Origin of the sequence: Lactobacillus agrestimuris (assembly GCF_943193025.1) — a bacterium.
Classification (GTDB): Bacteria; Bacillota; Bacilli; order Lactobacillales; family Lactobacillaceae; genus Lactobacillus; species Lactobacillus agrestimuris.
Genome location: NZ_CALPCQ010000006.1, coordinates 1 through 19,514 on the forward strand (window position 1 = coordinate 1; position 19,514 = coordinate 19,514).

Genomic DNA, 19,514 nt, shown 5'->3' on the forward strand with positions numbered 1-19,514 from the left:
TGGAGCGGAAGACGGGATTCGAACCCGCGACCCCAACCATGGCAAGGTTGTGTTCTACCACTGAACTACTTCCGCAACACAAATATTATTATAGCAAAATCTCTTTTCAATGCAAGCACTTTTTTATTTTATTTTTCAATTTTTCAGGAAACAACAAAAAAGACTCACCAAAGGCGAGTCTTTGAATCTTGGAGCGGAAGACGGGATTCGAACCCGCGACCCCAACCATGGCAAGGTTGTGTTCTACCACTGAACTACTTCCGCAATACAAAAAGTATTATAGCAAAAATACTACTCTTTGCAAATACTTTTTGAAAAAATATTTTACTTGTTCTTCTTTTCCATGTCAGCTTTAACTTCTGCGTCGATTGAAGCAATCTTTTCAGGACGCATTGTGTTGATCATCTCTCTTTAGCTCAAAAGATCTTTTTTCAAATCTTCAATTACAATTTGAATTTCATCATCTAGAGTCATTTCACTAGTAAAAGATCTTTCTTTAATAAATCTAATATAGTCTTTTTCATTCCACCAAGTTTTCATTTTTTCTGAACTGAATGAACCTCTTTGTGGTCGCGTCTTATGTCGTTTTACAGTTTCCCTAAAAGGAATATCAAAATAATAAGCGTTAATATTTTGACCATATAAATACTGAGCTTTTCTAAATAATGTCGTATACCATTCAGCATTAAGGATTCCTTCTAAAATCGTAATTTCACAATTATTATGGCCATATTCCAACAAATTTTCTAAAAGTGGCAAAGCAGTAGTATCTTTACCATCTTTGGCTCTAAGCATATCTCGACGAATCGTATCTTGTGAGATCAATAAGTTATTCCTAGCTAATTTTTTATGAATCTCACGTGCCAAAGTACTCTTTCCACTTCCAGAATTACCTCTGAACATAATTAACTTTTTCATATTGAACACTTCTTTCCATTGTAGATCTAAAGCCCCAATCGTTTTTCTTATTTTCGCATTATACTTAATCAAATTTTGCTTGCCAATTCCGATCATGATATGCTACAAAACACCGCTCTACCTGTTCTTTAGAATCTTTATCATCACTCAATTTTGGTAATTCATCTAAAGCAAAATATTTGCAATCAATAGTTTCATTATTCTTAGTAAAATGACCAGCGCCAGGCTTACATAAAAAGAAAATTTGACAAACACCATAAGGATACAGTGGCTTATCTCGATTGGATTCATGAATTGAAATCAATCTTTCAACTTCTATTTCAATACCAGCCTCTTCCCTGGTCTCTTTAATACAATTTTCCTTTGGAGTTAAATTTACTTCACACCATCCGCCTGGAAGAGCCCAACTGCCATCGTTCTCCTGAACCAATAGAATTTTATTGTTTTTAAAAATAGCCGCACGAGTGCTAATTTTAGGTGTTTGATAACCTATTTCATTACAAAAAAGATCCTTTACTTTTTCGATCTCTAATCCTGATTTTTCAGCCATCATCTCTGCCGAAATATCACGAATTTCTTGGTATCTTTCTTTATCAAATGCATCTTTGTAATAAGTTAATCCAGCTTGAGCTAAACTTTGTAATCTTATAGCCCAATCAATTACTTTATCTTTCTTCATCTGTTTTCCCCTACTAATTTAACAAAACTTTATCGCCGATCTCTAAACTGAAACTATGCTTATGAATCAGCCAAAATTATTCATTTTCACATCTGTTAATCATAAAATGGTATTTTATTATCAAAAAAATTTTTAATACTCTTTCTATGCTGATCATTAAAAATTTTAGGAAGATTATTTTTATTGAAATACTTTAACTCTAAAGTTTCTGAACTCAAATTATCAGTAACTTCCTTAATCAATTCAACCAAAAATATGATCAAAATAGATTGTGCAATATCACCATTGGGATAATTTTGAATCTGATTACTAGAAACTCCTAAAAGTGACTTAACTCTAACTTTCATACCTGTTTCTTCTAAAAATTCGCGCACACAAGCATCTTCAGCAGTTTCACCAAATTCTATTGCTCCGCCTGGTAAGCCCCAAGTTTTAAAATCAGAACGCTTTTGCAACAAAATCAAATTATCATCATTAGTCAATATCCCACTAGCAAACGTTAAGATTAACGGATCGTGTCCTACCTTTTTACGAATATCTTTAATATAATCTGACATTTTTTCACCTGAATTATTTGTTTCTTGATCATTTAATTTTATTCTTCAATTTATCTATTTATAAAGATTAAAATTGTATTAATTATATCATTTATTTTAACAAAGTATTCACTTATTTAATCTAAAAAAAGACCCTTACCTACTTTTCTCGTAGATAAGCGTCTTTTATTCCAAATAGCCCCGATTTAACTTTGACTTTTGATTTTTTTATTAATTTGGTTTAATTCTCGTTTTGCTATGTTCATGTTTATAAACCACATTACTATAAAAATTAAAATGAAGATTCCAGTAAAAATAGAAAAATTAATAAGAGTTAATGGAAACCAACCGGCCAGAATTGCTAAAGGTGCAAAGCCACAATAATAAATGATAAAGTTGATGATTGTCTTTTTTCGAATAGACCATCGTTCATTCTTATAAACTAGGGCTCCCGCACTGAAAACTAGTCCCATTAGTCCCCATAAAATTACCGAAACCAGAACAGCATTTAACGGACGACTAAAATGGTTTGTAAATGTAGGTGCCGAAGGGACATAATTACTTAATCCATAAAGATAACTGAATAATAGAGAAAACAGTTGTCCAATAAACTCACCAAGAATTATACCTTGAATTATCAGGAAAATGTGTTTTTTCATATACCTAACCTCTTTTTCAAATTCCTAACTTTCCGCCGAGCAATGGGAATTCGCTGCTTATTTTTCAAAATAACATCTATTGTTCCATTATCCTGTAATTCTAAATGATCGATATGTCGGAAATTAAAAATAGCACTTTGGGAAGCCTCAATGAAATCCTCATTTAACTCATCTTTTAAAACAGAAAGTCGTTTGCGATATATATAATGGTCATCAATTGTTGAAACGTCTAATTTTTGATCATTTGTTTGAATTGCAAATATATCCCGATAGGCAATCGGCTTTAACTCATTATCTTTAGCACACCATAAAACCTGCTCATTATTAGTCAAATAATTAAGAAGATCGTTCACCTCTGGAGTGATTTTACGAATCCAAAGTTCGCCGTACTCTTTATCTAAGGAAGCATCGACATGACAATTAATTTTCAATAAGGGATCCTCCTCTCGTTTAATCATGAATTGAGTATAGCAAATCAATTCTGATAATTAACAATATATTAGTAAATGGTTATATAGGTATGCTAAGTGGCCTTTTCCTTATTAAATTCGGTTCAGTTAACTAAACTTATAACTGTAATTAAATGCCAAATTCATAAAAATTAAAAGCCATCAGCAAGATTTTAAACTGCTAATGGCTTTTATGTTTCGCTATGAGTTCACATAGCGACTTAATCTCTATATAAATTGGAATATAGTTTAGATTGATACCTGCTATTGAGGCTATTTACTATTTTTCCCAACGCTCTAGAAGTTTGATATTAGTCCTTCTTGTTCTTCTTTTCCATGTCGGCCTTAACTTCTGCGTCGATTGAAGCAATCTTTTCTGGACGCATTGTTGGGAATAATAATACATCACGAATGGCTGGTGCATCAGTTAAAAGCATTACCAAACGGTCAATACCGATTCCCAAACCACCTGTAGGAGGCATACCGAATTCCATTGCACGAAGGTAATCTTCATCAATCATATCAGCTTCGTCGTTACCAGCTTCTCTTTCAGCCATTTGAGCTTCGAAACGTCCACGTTGATCATCAGGATCGTTCAATTCTGAGAAGGCGTTACCGTATTCAGCACCCATAATGAAGATTTCGAAACGGTCAGTAAATCTTGGATCGTCAGCATTCTTCTTAGCAAGTGGTGATACTTCTACTGGGTGACCGTAAACAAAGGTTGGATCAACAATTGAACCTTCACCGAATTCTTCAAAGAAGGCATTGATAATGTGACCAACTTTCCAGTAGCTTTCATAATGAACGTGGTGTTCATCAGCAACTTTTCTTGCTTCATCAAGAGTCATTGGCTTCCAGAAGTCAACACCAGTCTTTTCCTTAATCAAGTCAACCATGTGTACACGGCGGAATGGCTTGCCTAAGTCAAGTTCAGTACCTTGGTAAGTAATTTTACCATCTTCTGAAACAACCTTAGCTGCAGCACGAATAATACCTTCTGCTTCATCCATTACATCATGGAAGTCCCAGTATGCAGCATAAGTTTCAAGTTCAGTAAATTCAGGGTTGTGCTTAGTGTCAAGACCTTCATTTCTGAATACACGGCCAATTTCGTAAACACGTTCCATACCACCAACAATAAGACGCTTAAGTGGAAGTTCCAAAGCAATTCTCATGTAAAGGTTAATATCTAAAGCGTTGTGGTGAGTAATAAATGGACGAGCTTCGGCACCACCTGGGATATTGTGAAGTACTGGAGTTTCAACTTCCAAGAAGTCACGTTCATTTAAGTAATTACGGATTGCTTGAATAATTTGAGTACGGTGAACAAAGCGCATGTAGCTTTCACGGTTAGTAATGAGGTCAAGGTAACGTTGACGGTAAATTTGTTCAACATCCTTCAAACCATGGAACTTATCTGGTAATGGACGAAGAGCCTTTGATAAGAATGTTACGTGAGTTGCACGAATGGTCAATTCACCAGTATCAGTCTTCATAACTTCGCCGTCAATACCTAAAAAGTCACCAATATCTGACTTTTTGAAGATTTGATAGTTTTCTTCACCAACGATATCTTTACGTACGTAAATTTGAATCTTACCAGTACGGTCATAAATATCAGCAAAGCCTACTTTACCCTTACCACGTTTTGCAAGCATACGTCCTGCAATTTTGGTTTTAGGCATATCTTCATTCAATTCATCTTTATCTTCATCTTTGTACTTTTCATTTAAAGTACGAGCCAAATCTTGACGATCAAATTTTCTTACACCAAATGGTTCAATGCCATTATCACGTAATTCTTCCATCTTTTGACGACGAGCGATCAACTGATCGTTCATTTCATTTTTTGCCAATTTATCTTTCCTCCATTATTCGTTCACTGCTGCACGTCTAGCTTCGCGCTTTGATTGCCACTTTTCGTAATCGTCTACAAAATTATCAAGCAAATCATATACTTCCTGACGTGTCCATACTTCATTTATTTTAGCACGAGTCCGGGCTGAACGGGGAATACCTTTTAAATAATAGGCAGCTTGCTGTCTGAATTCTGGAACAGCAATTCTTTCTCCCTTAAGTTCAACTAAACCATCTAATTGATGTTTAGCAGTTGCAATCTTCTCTTCAACGGTTTGAGGTCTGAGTTTCTCACCGGTCTCAAGATAATGTGTCATATCCTTTAAGATCCAAGGATTACCCAAAGCAGCTCTTCCGACCATTACAGCTGTAGCACCAATTTCATCAAGTGCTTTTTTAGCAAGTTCGGGTGTTTTAATATCACCATTTGCCACGAATGGAATATCTAAAGCTTGAGCGACATCATGAAGAGTCTCCCAATCGGCTTCACCTTGATACATTTGCTTACGAGTTCTACCATGCATTGCAAGCATTGAAGCACCAGCCTCTTGAGCGGCTAAAGCATTTTCAACTGCAAAGATATGCTTACGGTCCCAACCAATTCTCATTTTAACAGTAACTGGTTTAGATACATTTTGTACTACGGCATGAACCATTTGATAAATCTTATTTGAATCAAGAAGCCATTTAGACCCTGCATCAGTCTTCGTTACTTTAGGTACAGGACAGCCCATATTAATATCGATAATATCTGCATCAGTATGCTGATCAACATACTGCGCTGCTTGAAGTAATGTTTCCTCAGTTCCACCAAAGATTTGGATACTCATTGGGTGTTCACGAGGATCAACATCCATCATTCTAAGAGTTTTCTTATTTCGATAAATAATTCCATGATCTGAAATCATTTCGCAAACTACTAACCCTGCCCCAAATTCTTTACACACAACTCTAAAAGCAGAATTTGATACTCCAGCCATTGGTGCAACAACAACTCGGTTTGGTATTTCGATTTCACGAATTTTCCAGCTGTTATCCATCAAACCATCCTTTCAAAACACTTCAATAATTGTAACAAAAAAGCCCTCATGGTCAAAACATCGAGATTAATTAATGCAAAGATTTACTTTTTTGCAAGAATATTTTTCAATTCATCTTCACTGTAATGATATTTGTTACCACAGAAATTGCAAGTAAGTTCTGCACCATGATCTTGCTCAATCATTTCCTTAAGTTGAGATGACTTTAAAGTTTCCAAAATCTTAGCATATTTTTCTTTTGAACAGTCACACTTATAAGCCACTTCTTCAGGATCAAAGATCTTACAATCATCGCCTAAAATCTTCTTAGCAAGATCTTCAGGAGTCATTCCATCAAGAAAGGCTGATGATAATTGAGGCAATTTTTTGATTCGCTCAATTGTTTGGTCAATTAAAGTATCACTTGCACCAGGAAGAGCTTGTAACATAAAACCACCAGCTGCGCCAATTGTATTGTTTGGATTTACGAAAACTGACAAACCAACTGCTGAAGGAATTTGTTCAGACTTAGTCAAATAGTAAGCAAAATCTTCTGCAATTTCTCCAGAAACAATTGGAACTTGACCAGTATATGGTTCTTTCAAACCTAAATCTTTAGTAACTTCAAGCCAACCTTGCCCAACAGCCTTTTTAACATTGATATGTCCATCTTCTTTTGGTGGCAGTGCAATATGTGGATTCTTAACATAACCCTTGACTGTTAAATCTGCTTTTGCAGTTACTACAGTAGGCCCAACTGGACCATTACCTAACAATCTAACTGTTAATTCTTCTTTATCAGTTAATTCGGCACCTGCTAATAAAAGTGTTCCAAGTAAAGTGCGCCCTAATACAGCAGATGATGCTGACCAAGTATCATGACGCTGTTGCGCTTCAGCAACTACTCCTTTAGCCGTAATGGTTAATAATCTCAAGTTTTTAGTTTTATCAATTGCTTTAACTAAGTAATTTTCCATTTTTCCTCCTAAAAAAATAGAGCCTTTGCAGGCCCTATTTCTTCTATTTATCTTTATTTTCGCCCTTATCAGAAGAATCTTTATCTGAGTTTTGAGGAGTTTTATCCACTGAAGCATCTGATTGATTATCAGTCTTTTCTGAAGGAAGTTTTATTGAAGCTTCATCTTGTTTAAGAGTTTGGTCTTCTTTTTTATCCTTCTTTTCCTTTAAAACTTCTCTCTTTTCAGCAGCAGCCTTAGCTTGTTCATAAGTTGATGCTTCTGCTTCACTTGGATATTCTTCACTAGATTCAGGCATCTTACCAGTCTTGTATAAAGACATGATTTGTTTTTCGTTTAAAGTTTCGTACTTAAGCAAAGCTTCAGCAATAATGCGATGCTTTTCCTTATTTTCTTTAACGATTTCAAGTGCCTTGGCATGTCCACGATCAAGAATCTTCTTAACAGCTTCATCGATTTTAGCAGCAGTTGCTTCACTGTAAGGCTTTGCTCCGTATGGATTGGTTTCGCCTTCTTTTTCAAGTTCAACCATTCCAAGTGAATCAGTCATACCATAGTTAACAACCATGCTGTGAGCAATTTGAGTAGCTTGTTCAAAGTCATTTGAAGCACCAGTTGATTTATCACCAAGTGTAGCTTCTTCACCGGCACGACCACCCATCAAACCAACGATTTGTTCAAACAATTGGTTTTCAGTCAAGATAAATTGATCATCCTTTGGAAGCATGATGTTATATCCACCAGCACGGCCACGAGGTACAATAGTAACCTTTCTAACTGTTCTTGAATCACTTAAAACAAGACCAGCAATTGAGTGACCAGCTTCGTGGAAAGCAACACGACGACGTTCCTTTTCAGAAATAATACTATCTTTCTTAGCTGGACCGGCAATTACTCTATCTTCAGCTTCATCAATATCTGATGCCGTAATTTCTGTACCGTTACGACGAGCAGCAACCAAAGCGGCTTCGTTTAAAACGTTAGCAAGGTCAGCACCAACAAAACCAGGAGTTTGACGAGCAACTTCCTTTAAGTCTACATCTGGTGCAAGTGGCTTATTCTTAGCGTGAACACGTAAGATAGCTTCACGACCTCTAACATCTGGACGACCAACTAAAACTTTTCTATCGAAACGACCTGGACGAAGAAGGGCTGGGTCCAAAACGTCTGAACGGTTAGTTGCGGCAATAACGATAACACCTTCATCACCGTTAAATCCATCCATTTCAACCAATAATTGGTTTAATGTCTGTTCACGTTCATCGTTTCCTCCGCCCATTCCGTTTCCACGGCGACGTCCGATAGCATCAATTTCATCGATAAAGATAATACTTGGTGCATTCTTCTTAGCATTAGTGAATAAGTCACGTACACGACTAGCACCAACACCGACAAACATTTCAACAAAATCTGAACCTGAAATTGAGTAGAAAGGAACATTTGCTTCACCAGCAACAGCTCTTGCAAGTAATGTCTTACCAGTACCTGGAGGACCCTCAAGTAACACACCAGAAGGAATTTTAGCACCTAACTTAGTGTATTTAGTTGGGTTTTTCAAAAATTCTACAACTTCAACTAATTCTTGTTTTTCTTCTTCTTCACCAGCTACATCAGAGAAACGAACCTTGTTCTTAGTAGGATCTTCAGGCTTAACATGGGAACGTCCGAAGTTCATGATACCGCCGTTTCCACGACCTGCACCACCTTGGTTCATCATCATCCAAAGCATCACAATGAACAAAATAGTTGGTACAAGCATTACAATTGTTGAGATCCAGTTACCTGACTGAGACTCGCCTTGTGTAGTCATTTTGGCGTTGCTCTTTTGTGCTAAGTCTTGCACATTAGATACACTAGAATCGTTTTGAAGCATTGTAGTATTGAAGCGTGTTACTTCACGACTTGAATTACCATTGAAAAAGTCAAAACTGTTATTAGATTTATTCTGTGTCTTTTGTGCACTCTTATAGCTACCTGAAACCGAGTAAACACCGTTTGCAGGTTGAACGCTAAAGCTCTTAACTTTGCCTTGGCGTAAGTCTTTCACAAATTGTGAATAACTGATGTTTTCGCTACCACCAGAGTTATTAGAACCGCCAAGTGCCCAGTTTATTCCCCAAAGGAGCAGAAGGAACACTACTATATAGAAAAGACCATTTGATAATAGCCTATTCCGGTTATTCTTCATATAAAACCTCCGCAAAGTTTATAAATAATATACGTTTAAAAGTGTATCACAAATATACGACTAGCTCTATTTTTTTAAATAGTTCTTATATATTTTTTAAGCGATAAACAAAAAATTCTTTTTGCTTGCCCGCAATTACCTGATTTTGATATGTATTTTCAACAAAAACAGGTTGATCGTTATTAAAAATAGTCAAACAATATTTTCTTAAAATTGACGGGATTGCTGCCGCTGAAAAGAATTTTTTACTCTTAGCATGATGACCATCTTTGAGATTTAATCTGGTGCCCAAAGATAAGCTTCCAGCCGAGAAATTTATCGTTGATGCTTTAAATTTGCCAATTTTTTCAGCTGGATAAGCAGCATTTTCCGTCAGCAAAAATTTCCTACCTAAAAATTCAAATGGACGATCTAGCTGTAAATCAAATTTTGAAACAAAGTCTTTAGTCAAAAGATCTTTATCCCGCCACACATAATCATAGCCCTGATACTGCTGTAAAGTAAATCCATTTAACTCATCATTTACTCGTAAGTGCCATTTATTCCAAATAAAATGTTGCCAATAAAAGGCTTGCTTTTCCGAATTCAGCTTTTTTAATTCATCAGATTTAATTCGATACACTTGATCAAAAATTTCTTCCGGCTGTTCTAGATCTTCAAACCATTCTTCAGAAACTACAACATATTGATTCATCTCATGATTAAAACGAAGAGCATTCTTAATTAAATCCGGATTTTCTTTTTTCAATAGCGGTACCACATGATGTCTTAAACGATTTCGCATCACATCATCTTCCGCATTAGTTGCATCTTCAATATAATCTAAATGATTTGCTTGAACATAAAGAAGTAAATCATTTTTCGAAAATGACAATAAGGGGCGCAAGAGTAAGATACCTTCTCTTTTACTTATGGCCTGCAGACTATTCATTTCGTTTGGATTTCCTGATCTAATCAGCTTAAGTAGAATATTTTCAACTAGATCATCCCCATGATGAGCAGTGAGTAAATAATCTGCAGAAAGTTCATTAACTAAATCAACTAAAAAACGATAACGTTTTTCGCGAGCCGCAGCCTCAATTCCACTTAATAATTTATGATCTCTAACCCAAATTTTATTTCTAAATTCTAAATGATTTTTATGACAATATTTTTCTAATAAAATTGTTTCTTGCTTACTATCAGGGCGCAATTGATGATCAAAATGTGCCACAATTAAGCGCAAATTATATTTATCTTTTAGCTTAGTCAGCATATCAACTAAAGCCATGGAATCAGGTCCACCGCTTGTTGCAATTACTAAGCATTTATTTTTTAAACCTACTTTATTTTCTTGAAAAAATTCGATAATTTGATTCATTTTCTTTTATATAAAATAATTTTTATGTTTTATCATACCACCAGTACACTCATAAATTATACTAGTCTTTTACTTTGCTTCATTAACTTCTACCTCTATTGCCAAAATAAAGAAAAAGATTCAAATCTCAAAACTTAAGACTCGAATCTTTTTTATAAAAATCAATTTTCAGCTAATACTTTCTTTAACTTATTAATTTCATCTTTTGCTTCTTCAGATGTTTTGCTTAACGTTTTTTCAAAATCGTTCGCACTCACATCCAAAAAACTATTATGTAAATCTCGCAACTTGGGATCATTAACTCTACTTAAAGATAATGCTAACTTTCCTTTGTTATTATGAACTACTACAACCCTAAGCTCATCACCAACTTTAAGACGATTACGCTCACGTTGCCAATTATCTCCAAAATCACTAAAGTGGATAAGCCCTGATTTTCTTCCAGGTAAAGTCAAAAACACACCCAAATCTGTAATATTATTGATTACGCCGTTAACACGGTTACCAACTTGATACTTCATTAATTACTATTTCCATTTTCTTCAGGAACATTATAAACTTTTTCGTTTTGCTTAGTATAGTAAAACTTATAACGAACTAACTTAGCTACATAATTAGGATCTTTTAAGTCATCACGTTGATTTGTCAACTTTACATTTTTAGCCTTTGTCTTTTTCAACTTCTCATTGGAAGCTTGTACTTGACTATTAATCTGCTTAGTTTGTGATGCCTTCATTCCAATTTGAACACCAAAAAAGATAATGACTACCCCAAAGACAGCAAGAATAACTCTGCGTCTTCTACGGTGAATTGCTTTTTCCATTCTGGCTTGTCTTGCTCTTAGTCTCGCTTCACGAGCTTGCGGACTCTCTGAATTATATAGGCGTGGTCCATTTTCGTTCATTTTTAATCCCCTGTTAATAAATAAAAAGTTAGTTCAATTATAACAGTTTCACAACTAAATGTCATTGACTAATCAACTAGTTCGTATAACTCACTAGCTTCATTTTTCTTAGTTGTTTCACGAATTTCAAGCACTTTTGCTTTTACTTGACGACTGCCATATCCCACTTCAATGACATCCCCAATTTTTACCATATAACTAGATTTCACAACTCTATCATTAACTTTGATTCGTCCTTGATCAGCCATTTCTTTGGCCACTGTTCTTCTCTTTACTAAACGGGAAATCTTTAAAAATTTATCAATTCTCATTTTATTACCTCATAACTTTTATCTTTGAATTATTTCACTTGCTGAATGTAAAAGTGTCTTAAGTTCATTTATTAAAACTCTATTTTTAAGTTTGTCTGGCAATTCTAATAGTACTGACAAGTGCTTTTCTGGTGTCATACTAATTCTCGCCTTAAAACTGACATGCTCTAAGGCTCTAAAAATATTCGGTCCTTCGAGTTCCTTTGAAGCTTCTGCGTCAAACTCAACTTTTATTCTGCTTTGATTATCCTTAGATCTAATCACACTTAATACGCCGGCTAAATCTGCATCCATCTTGATTGAAGCAACGGCCAACATATTTTCAACTGCAACCGGATAATCACCAAAGCGATCAAGTAATTCATCTTCAATTTTATCAAGTTCTTCTTGATTTGAGGCAGCTTTAATCTTTTTGTAAAATTCAATTTTTTCTTCTTGATCACCGATATATTTATCAGGAATATATGCTTCAAGACCCAAATCAATTTCTGCATTTGATTTTTTGACCTTTTTCTTATTCTTACGTGCTTTAATCGCATCACTAAGCATTTGAGAATAAAGATCATAACCAACACTATCTATAAAACCGTGTTGCTGGGCACCGAGCATATCTCCGGCTCCACGTATTGACAGATCTCGCATGGCAATTTTGAAACCCGATCCTAATTCAGTAAAGTCGCGAATTGCCTCCAACCGCTTTTCTCCCACCTCAGTCAAAACTTTATTTGGTTGATAGAGGAAATATGCATAAGCAAGACGGGCGCTTCTACCAATTCGGCCACGTAGTTGATAAAGCTGACTTAGACCGTAGTGATCTGCATCTTCAATAATCATCGTATTGACATTTGGCATATCAATACCTGTTTCAATAATTGTAGTCGTAACTAAAATATCAAATTCCTTATTGAGAAAACGGTATAAAATATCCTCTAATTGATTCTGACTCATTCGGCCATGAGCAGAGGCAATTCTAGCATTTGGAATCAGTTGCTGCAAACGTTCAACCACTTCATCAATATCGCCAATTCGATTATGCAAATAAAAGACTTGTCCTCCTCTTTGCATTTCTCGTAAACAAGCAGACTTAATCACACTTGGAATCTGTTCCATGACATAAGTCTGAATTGGATATCTATTTTGAGGTGGAGTTTCCATAACTGATAAATCGCGAACACCAACCATCGACATATGAAGCGTTCTTGGAATTGGAGTTGCAGTCAAAGTTAAAACATCGATATTAGCTTTAAGCTGCTTTAACCGCTCCTTATGTTTTACTCCAAAGCGTTGCTCTTCATCGACAATCAACAAGCCTAGATCTTTAAATTCAACATCTTTGGATAAAATTCGGTGAGTACCAACCACAATGTCAATTTCTCCATTTTTGAGTCCTTCAATTATTTCTTTCGACTCTTTAGAAGTTTGAAAACGTGACAGCATTGCCACATTAACTGGAAAGTCCTTAAAGCGATCCTTAATTGTTTGGTAGTGCTGCTGAGCCAAAATCGTCGTCGGTACTAAAAAAGCGACCTGTTTATTATCTTGGACCGCCTTAAAGGCTGCACGCATTGCTACCTCAGTTTTACCAAAGCCAACATCCCCCACAAGCAGGCGATCCATTGGACGATCTTTTTCCATATCAGCTTTAATTTCACTAGTAGATCTTAATTGATCAGGAGTTTCAACATATGGAAAGGCATTTTCGAAATCATGTTGCAGCTGATCATCAGGCTCAAAGGCAAAACCTTTTTCTGATTCACGCTTAGCGTAAAGTTCAATTAAGTCATCAGCGATATCCTCTACCTTAGATTGAACCTTTCGCTTAGTCTTAGCCCATTCACTGCCGCCTAATTTATTAATATGCGGAGTTTTACCTTCTGAGCCAACATATTTTTGCACCAAACTTAATTGGTCAGCTGGAACAAATAATTGATCACCCTTTTGATAAGTAATCGTAATATAGTCACGCTTGACGCCATTATTTTCAAGGGTTTTAATCCCTTCGAATCGGCCAATACCATGATTAACGTGGACGACATAGTCACCAGGCTTTAATTCAGTATAGTTACGCAGTCTCTGAGCATTTTCTAGCGTTTTAACATGCTTTTTACGTTGGGGACGCTTATTGAAAAGTTCTCTTTCAGTTAAATAAATCAGGTTACTGTCCGGTAAAGTAAAACCACTTACATAACCATCAACGGTAATTTGCGTTTGCTTTTCACGTAAATCATCATTGTCAACTACTGGCAGATGCATATCAAAATCCGCCATTGTTTTTTCAATTTGTTGCGCCCGCTTTTCCGTATCTGCCTGCAAGATTACCGTCTGCTTATTTTTTTGATAAGACTCAATTTCGGCTTTGATTAATGGCATTTGGCTAAAGAATTGTTCAGGTTCACGCGTACTCCAATTTAGCATTTGACCTAATTTAATTCGCCCCATACTTCTTTGGAATAATGAATGATAAACCCGATTATGCTTGTCATTAGTCAAAACTTTGCTAAAGTCAAAACGTAATTTTTGCTGCGGGAGCATCGCTCCGGTTTTCATTTCATCAGTAATAAAAGCCGCATTTTGTTCATCAACGTCTTGTACAGCCTGCTTAATGAGTGGAAAATCATCAAAGAAAATTAAACCGTCGGGATTTAAATAATTTAATAAACTAGCTGGCTTTTTAATTAAATAATCCACTATAATGGCATAATTTTTTGGTAATCCACCATCGTTTAAAGCATAAATTACTTCAGTAAAATTATCTTTTACATCTTTATCAGCTGCTGGAGCATGCTTTATATCTTCTGAAAGTTTTTCGGCTGCATTTTTTATTTCTTCAGCTGAAAAAACACGATCTAAAGCTGATGAAATACTTATTTTTTCAAGCTCATGACTACTTCTTTGACTTGCTAAGTCAAAACTTTTAATCGTATCTACTTCATCGCCGAAGAATTCAATTCGAACTGGTTCTTCTTGATCCAAAGGATAAACATCCAAAATATCCCCACGAATTGCAAACTCACCTGGTCTAGCAACCATTGCCTCTTTATGATAGCCTGCATTAACAAACCAGGCGCTTAAATTAGCCAATTCGAACTCTGCTCCAGAATAAAAGTCTACTTTAGCATTTTTAAAATCTTCTGGATTTGAAAGTTTGTACTGCAATCCTTGCGGAGTTGTTACAACTATTCCTGCCTTATTCGACAGTAAAAAATTCAAACTTTGAATTCTACTACTTAGCTGATCAGGTGATGCTACTGCTGTTTGTGTTGCAATCGTTGCATCAACTGGAAACATGTGAACTAAGTTATTATCGAAAATACTACTTAATTCACCATAAATATTTTGAGCCTTATTTTCATTTTCTTCTACTAAAATAATTGGAGCTTGTCTTTTAAGTAAAAAATCTTTTAAAAGTAGACTAAAAGCACCGGCATTGGCGCCAGTGATTAGTGAGTTCTTTTCTTTTTTAGTATTTTCAATAAATTTACTTAATTCTTGATCTTTATTTAAAAAATCTATTAATTGCATCTTAATTGTACTTATTCATTAAATATTGGCTATCTTTTCCACCAATAAAATCATCAATAATATTACAGCTTGTATCAAATGCAGTATCCATTAATTTTTGTTGATCTTGATCAAATGGTGTTAACACCCAAGAAACAACACTAGTCTTTTCAGGGTGTCTAATACCGATCTTCAATCGATTAAACTTTTCTGTACCAAGATCACGAATAATGCTTTTGATTCCATTATGACCACCAGACTTACCATTGGCACGGATTCTTATCTTACCAATTGGCATATCCATATCATCTTGAATGATTAAAATATCATCTGGTTTAACTTTAAAGAAATTGGCAACCTGGGCAATACTTTTACCCGAATCATTCATAAATGTTTGTGGTTCAAGAAAAATTACATCTTCTCCATTAATTTTTTCTTTTGTCCATAAACCATCAAATTTATCTTTATTTAAAGTTAAACTATTCGTTTTTAAATACTGATCTAAAGCCATAAAACCAGTGTTATGCTTAGTTCGATCGTACTTTTTTCCTGGATTGCCTAAACCCGCAATTATCTTCATTTTTTGCACTCCTAATTAAATTATCCAATTTATGATAGCACAAGATACATCAATTCATGATATAATGCAATTGTTAAAAATATCACTAATAAAAAAGGAGATTTTTATTTATGTCAAGAGAAGAAAGACCTCGTAAAGTTATTTTAGTTGGTGACGGTGCTGTAGGTTCTACTTTTGCATTTTCAATGGTGCAACAAGGTATTGCTGAAGAATTAGGTATCATCGACATCGCTAAGGAACACGTTGAAGGTGACGCAATCGATTTAGCCGATGCTACTCCTTGGACTTCACCAAAGAACATCTACGCAGCTGACTACCCTGACTGCAAGGACGCAGACTTAGTTGTTATTACTGCTGGTGCTCCTCAAAAGCCAGGTGAAACTCGCCTTGACCTTGTTAACAAGAACTTGAAGATTTTATCTTCAATCGTTGAACCAGTTGTTGAATCAGGCTTTGAAGGTATCTTCTTAGTTGTTGCCAACCCAGTTGACATTTTGACTCACGCAACTTGGAGAATGTCAGGTTTCCCTAAGGATCGTGTTATCGGTTCAGGTACTTCACTTGACTCAGGTCGTCTTCAAAAGGTTATCGGTGAAATGGAACACGTTGACCCAGCTTCAGTTAACGCATACATGCTTGGTGAACACGGTGATACTGAATTCCCTGCATGGAGCTACAACAACGTTGGTGGTGTAAAGGTTGCTGACTGGATTAAGGCTCACGGCATGGATGATTCTAAGCTTGACGAAATTCACAAGCAAGTTGCTGACATGGCTTACGACATCATTAACAAGAAGGGTGCTACTTTCTACGGTATCGGTACTGCTTCAGCAATGATCGCAAAGGCAATCCTTAACGATGAACACCGTGTACTTCCACTTTCAGTACCAATGGATGGTGAATATGGTTTACACGACCTTCACATCGGTACTCCAGCAGTTGTTGGACGTAAAGGTCTTGAACAAGTTATTGAAATGCCATTAAGTGACAAGGAAAAAGAATTGATGACTGCTTCAGCAGATCAATTGAAGAAGGTTATGGACAAGGCCTTCGAAGAAACTGGCGTTAAGGTTCGTCAATAATTAACTAATAATTAATGTCTAAAAGCATCTTCTTTTTGAAGATGCTTTTTTTCTTTGCCCTATCAATGTTAAAATGAGAATGTCTAAAAGCAATGATTTAATTTTTATTTAATCATCATTGTTGATTTATGCTATAATTATTTCGATATTTTCATGTAATGGAGGCAGCTAAATGCTTATCAAATCTTTAGTCTTAAAAAAAGATTATCTTACTACAGTGAATGAAAAAGCAACTTTGGAGGAAGCTTTAAAAATCCTTGAAGATTCAGGATTCAGATGTGTGCCAATCTTAGATGATACTGGCACAATTTTCCGCGGAAATATTTACAAGATGCACATCTACCGTCATAAGTCACAAGGTGGCGACATGACTCTTCCTGTAACCTACTTATTAAAGAATGCAACTAAGACTATCAAAGTTAACTCACCATTCTTTAAGGTCTTCTTCAACATCAAGGACTTACCTTATATTTCAGTACTTGATGAAGAAAACAAGTTTTATGGAATTCTTACCCACGCAAGTTTACTTAGAATGTTATCCGACGCTTGGAACATCAAACATGGTTCATACGTTTTAACTGTTTTATCAGATAATTCCCGTGGTAACTTGGTTAAGATGTCAAAGATTATTTCTAAATACTCTAACATGGCTAGCGTTATGACTTTGGATGCTTCCGCAGGTGAACTCGGTGGTGACTTCGTTCGTAGAACTTTATTCACCTTACCAGCCGGCGTTTCAGAAACTACCATGAAGACTATTGTTGAAAAGCTTCATAAGAAGGGTTACGTCGTAGCTGAAATCGAAGACTTGCAAGCCGGTCTTACTATCATGAGTGATGAGAACCCAGGCGTATTTTTATCTAAGCCTCAAGAAGACTAATTTATAATTTATTAAAAATAGAGTAGCTAGGAAGTTCCCTGGCTACTCTATTTTTTTATTTTTCAAAATACTTTCTTGGCAAACGATCATCCAAAAGACATGCAACTTCATAGTGAATAGTATCAACATAATCAGCTGCTGCTTTAATATTATTTGGATCATTTGGATTATCTGAAATAATTGTTACCTTAGTACCAATTGGCATCTTTTCTGGAAGTTCAACCATAAATTGATCCATACAAATTCGGCCAACAATTGGACAATAACTATTGCCAACTTTGACTTTGAAGCCTTGAAACTTTCTAATCCAGCCATCAGCATAACCAACAGGAACAGTACCAATGATGGTATCCTTATCAGCTACAAAAGTTGAACCATAACTTACTCCATCACCTTTATGAATTGTCTTAACATGAGTTAATTCACTAACAAATGAAAGTGCAGGAGTTAATTTAACTTGAGAGTTTAAATCAGAACTAGCAGGATTAGATGATGGATTTAAGCCATAAATTCCAATGCCAAAACGAACGATATCACTTTTTACATCTTTCCCGAATACACTAGCAGCAGTATTATCAACATGAATCCATTTAGGTTTAACCGTTAATAAACTCTTCATATGATTAAACTTTTCTACTTGGTGCTTGAAATAAGTATCATCCGCACTATCGGCTGACGCAAAGTGAGCGAACATCCCTTCCACGAAGAAATTGGGATTATCTTTTAAATAATTACTTGCTTCAATCAAATCTTCGTCTTCATTGAAACCAATTCTGCCCATACCAGAATCAATACCAATGTGAACTTTCAATTGTAAATGTTCCTTTTCAAGGTACTTTTCAGCTTCTTTTAACCATTCTAAATTAGGAATAGTAAGTGAAATATCATTTGCTGCAGCAATTGGTGCATATTCTGGAGAAACAACTCCTAAAACCAAAATTGGCTTAACAATATCAGCTCTTCTAAGTTGCAAAGCTTCATCCAAAATTGCTACACAAAAGCCAGCCACCCCAACTTCTAGGGCCGCTTTAGCAACGCGAACAGCACCATGACCATATGCATTTGCTTTTACAACAGCAAATAACTTTTGACCATCTTTTAAATTCTTCTTTTCATTTCTGATATTTTCTTTAATTGCGTCCAAATTTACATTTACACTTGCTGGACGATGGATTCCTGGAACCATTATTTATCCTCCAAAACTACAAAAGTGATAATCTCATGATTATCGTGTGTGATACTTGGAAAAATATTTCCATCATATTTAGTCGAAGTCATCACAGGATGGCCCAAATCGTCCCAGAGAGTCTCGACATCTTGAAAGCCGACATATTTACCCAGTCCGGTTCCCATCGCCTTAGAAAACGATTCTTTGAGTGAGAATCGCCCACCTAGATATTCAACTTTTCGTTTTCCAGTCATTTTTTGATATTGTTCAAATTCTTTCGGCGTTAACACCTTTTTAGCAAAACTATCCCCACGTTCAACGATTTTTTTCACCCGTTCAACTTCAACTGCATCTATTCCAACACCTTTAATCATTTTTTATCACCTCACATAAGATCTAATTATAGTACAAAAAAAGCACAGTAGAATATTACTGTGCTTCTT

19 protein-coding genes and 2 tRNA genes are annotated in these 19,514 nt (G+C 35.6%); 2 read left to right on the forward strand and 19 right to left on the reverse strand.

Going from position 1 to position 19,514, the window contains the following annotated elements:
* From NFR82_RS02615 to pth, 17 genes are all read right to left on the reverse strand, one after another.
* Positions 1 to 75: transfer RNA gene (locus NFR82_RS02615), tRNA-Gly, on the reverse strand.
* Positions 76 to 189: 114 nt separating this feature from the next.
* Positions 190 to 264: transfer RNA gene (locus NFR82_RS02620), tRNA-Gly, on the reverse strand.
* 147 nt (positions 265 to 411) lie between these two features.
* Positions 412 to 918 (reverse strand): kinase, encoded by a 507-nt coding sequence (locus NFR82_RS02625; RefSeq protein ID WP_251716599.1) that lies wholly within the window; start codon positions 916 to 918, stop codon positions 412 to 414.
* A gap of 64 nt (positions 919 to 982) precedes the next feature.
* Positions 983 to 1,597 carry an NUDIX hydrolase N-terminal domain-containing protein gene (locus NFR82_RS02630; RefSeq protein ID WP_251716601.1) on the reverse strand — a complete coding sequence of 205 codons (615 nt, stop codon included), beginning with the start codon at positions 1,595 to 1,597 and terminating at the stop codon, positions 983 to 985.
* A gap of 95 nt (positions 1,598 to 1,692) precedes the next feature.
* Positions 1,693 to 2,154, reverse strand: coding sequence for an NUDIX hydrolase (locus NFR82_RS02635; protein ID WP_251716602.1), 462 nt, complete (start codon positions 2,152 to 2,154; stop codon positions 1,693 to 1,695).
* Positions 2,155 to 2,339: 185 nt separating this feature from the next.
* Positions 2,340 to 2,792 carry a DUF3021 domain-containing protein gene (locus NFR82_RS02640; protein ID WP_251716603.1) on the reverse strand — a complete coding sequence of 151 codons (453 nt, stop codon included), beginning with the start codon at positions 2,790 to 2,792 and terminating at the stop codon, positions 2,340 to 2,342.
* A complete protein-coding gene (locus NFR82_RS02645) occupies positions 2,789 to 3,223 on the reverse strand; it encodes a LytTR family DNA-binding domain-containing protein (RefSeq protein WP_251716605.1) in 435 nt (144 codons plus the stop codon). The genes NFR82_RS02640 and NFR82_RS02645 overlap by 4 nt, the downstream gene beginning before the upstream one ends.
* A 329-nt stretch (positions 3,224 to 3,552) precedes the next feature.
* Positions 3,553 to 5,100 carry a lysine--tRNA ligase gene (gene lysS / locus NFR82_RS02650; RefSeq protein WP_251716606.1) on the reverse strand — a complete coding sequence of 516 codons (1,548 nt, stop codon included), beginning with the start codon at positions 5,098 to 5,100 and terminating at the stop codon, positions 3,553 to 3,555.
* A gap of 15 nt (positions 5,101 to 5,115) precedes the next feature.
* Entirely contained in the window at positions 5,116 to 6,141 is a 1,026-nt protein-coding gene (dusB, locus tag NFR82_RS02655; protein ID WP_251716608.1) for a tRNA dihydrouridine synthase DusB, read from the reverse strand.
* A gap of 83 nt (positions 6,142 to 6,224) precedes the next feature.
* On the reverse strand, positions 6,225 to 7,097 hold the full coding sequence (hslO, locus tag NFR82_RS02660; protein ID WP_251716609.1) for an Hsp33 family molecular chaperone HslO: 873 nt from the start codon (positions 7,095 to 7,097) through the stop codon (positions 6,225 to 6,227).
* Between the two features lie 43 nt (positions 7,098 to 7,140).
* Complete coding sequence (gene ftsH / locus NFR82_RS02665) at positions 7,141 to 9,285, reverse strand: ATP-dependent zinc metalloprotease FtsH (RefSeq protein WP_251716610.1); 2,145 nt, start codon at positions 9,283 to 9,285, stop codon at positions 7,141 to 7,143.
* 85 nt (positions 9,286 to 9,370) lie between these two features.
* Positions 9,371 to 10,645 (reverse strand): tRNA lysidine(34) synthetase TilS, encoded by a 1,275-nt coding sequence (gene tilS / locus NFR82_RS02670; protein WP_251716612.1) that lies wholly within the window; start codon positions 10,643 to 10,645, stop codon positions 9,371 to 9,373.
* A 161-nt stretch (positions 10,646 to 10,806) separates the two neighbouring features.
* The gene (locus tag NFR82_RS02675; protein WP_251716613.1) at positions 10,807 to 11,166 is read right to left on the reverse strand and encodes a S1 RNA-binding domain-containing protein; all 360 of its coding nucleotides are present in this window, start codon (positions 11,164 to 11,166) and stop codon (positions 10,807 to 10,809) included.
* Positions 11,166 to 11,549, reverse strand: a complete 384-nt coding sequence (locus NFR82_RS02680; protein WP_251716614.1) for a septum formation initiator family protein — start codon at positions 11,547 to 11,549, stop codon at positions 11,166 to 11,168. The genes NFR82_RS02675 and NFR82_RS02680 overlap by 1 nt, the downstream gene beginning before the upstream one ends.
* Positions 11,550 to 11,617: 68 nt before the next feature.
* Positions 11,618 to 11,860 (reverse strand): RNA-binding S4 domain-containing protein, encoded by a 243-nt coding sequence (locus tag NFR82_RS02685; RefSeq protein WP_251716615.1) that lies wholly within the window; start codon positions 11,858 to 11,860, stop codon positions 11,618 to 11,620.
* Positions 11,861 to 11,878: 18 nt separating this feature from the next.
* A complete protein-coding gene (gene mfd, locus NFR82_RS02690) occupies positions 11,879 to 15,382 on the reverse strand; it encodes a transcription-repair coupling factor (RefSeq protein WP_251716616.1) in 3,504 nt (1,167 codons plus the stop codon).
* A gap of 1 nt (position 15,383) precedes the next feature.
* Positions 15,384 to 15,941: an aminoacyl-tRNA hydrolase gene (gene pth, locus NFR82_RS02695; RefSeq protein WP_251716617.1), complete on the reverse strand. Its 558-nt coding sequence runs from the start codon at positions 15,939 to 15,941 to the stop codon at positions 15,384 to 15,386.
* A gap of 110 nt (positions 15,942 to 16,051) precedes the next feature.
* On the opposite strand from pth, the gene NFR82_RS02700 reads away from it, so the two are divergent.
* Together NFR82_RS02700 and cbpA are read left to right on the forward strand one after the other, a co-directional pair.
* Positions 16,052 to 17,023, forward strand: coding sequence for an L-lactate dehydrogenase (locus NFR82_RS02700; protein WP_251716619.1), 972 nt, complete (start codon positions 16,052 to 16,054; stop codon positions 17,021 to 17,023).
* 172 nt (positions 17,024 to 17,195) lie between these two features.
* On the forward strand, positions 17,196 to 17,903 hold the full coding sequence (gene cbpA, locus NFR82_RS02705; RefSeq protein ID WP_251716620.1) for a cyclic di-AMP binding protein CbpA: 708 nt from the start codon (positions 17,196 to 17,198) through the stop codon (positions 17,901 to 17,903).
* Positions 17,904 to 17,958: 55 nt separating this feature from the next.
* Here the strand turns inward: cbpA and alr are convergent, their stop codons facing one another.
* Positions 17,959 to 19,089, reverse strand: coding sequence for an alanine racemase (alr, locus tag NFR82_RS02710; protein ID WP_251716621.1), 1,131 nt, complete (start codon positions 19,087 to 19,089; stop codon positions 17,959 to 17,961).
* On the reverse strand, positions 19,089 to 19,445 hold the full coding sequence (acpS, locus tag NFR82_RS02715) for a holo-ACP synthase (RefSeq protein WP_251716622.1): 357 nt from the start codon (positions 19,443 to 19,445) through the stop codon (positions 19,089 to 19,091). Before acpS ends, alr begins: the two co-directional genes overlap by 1 nt.
* Positions 19,446 to 19,514 lie beyond the last annotated feature (69 nt).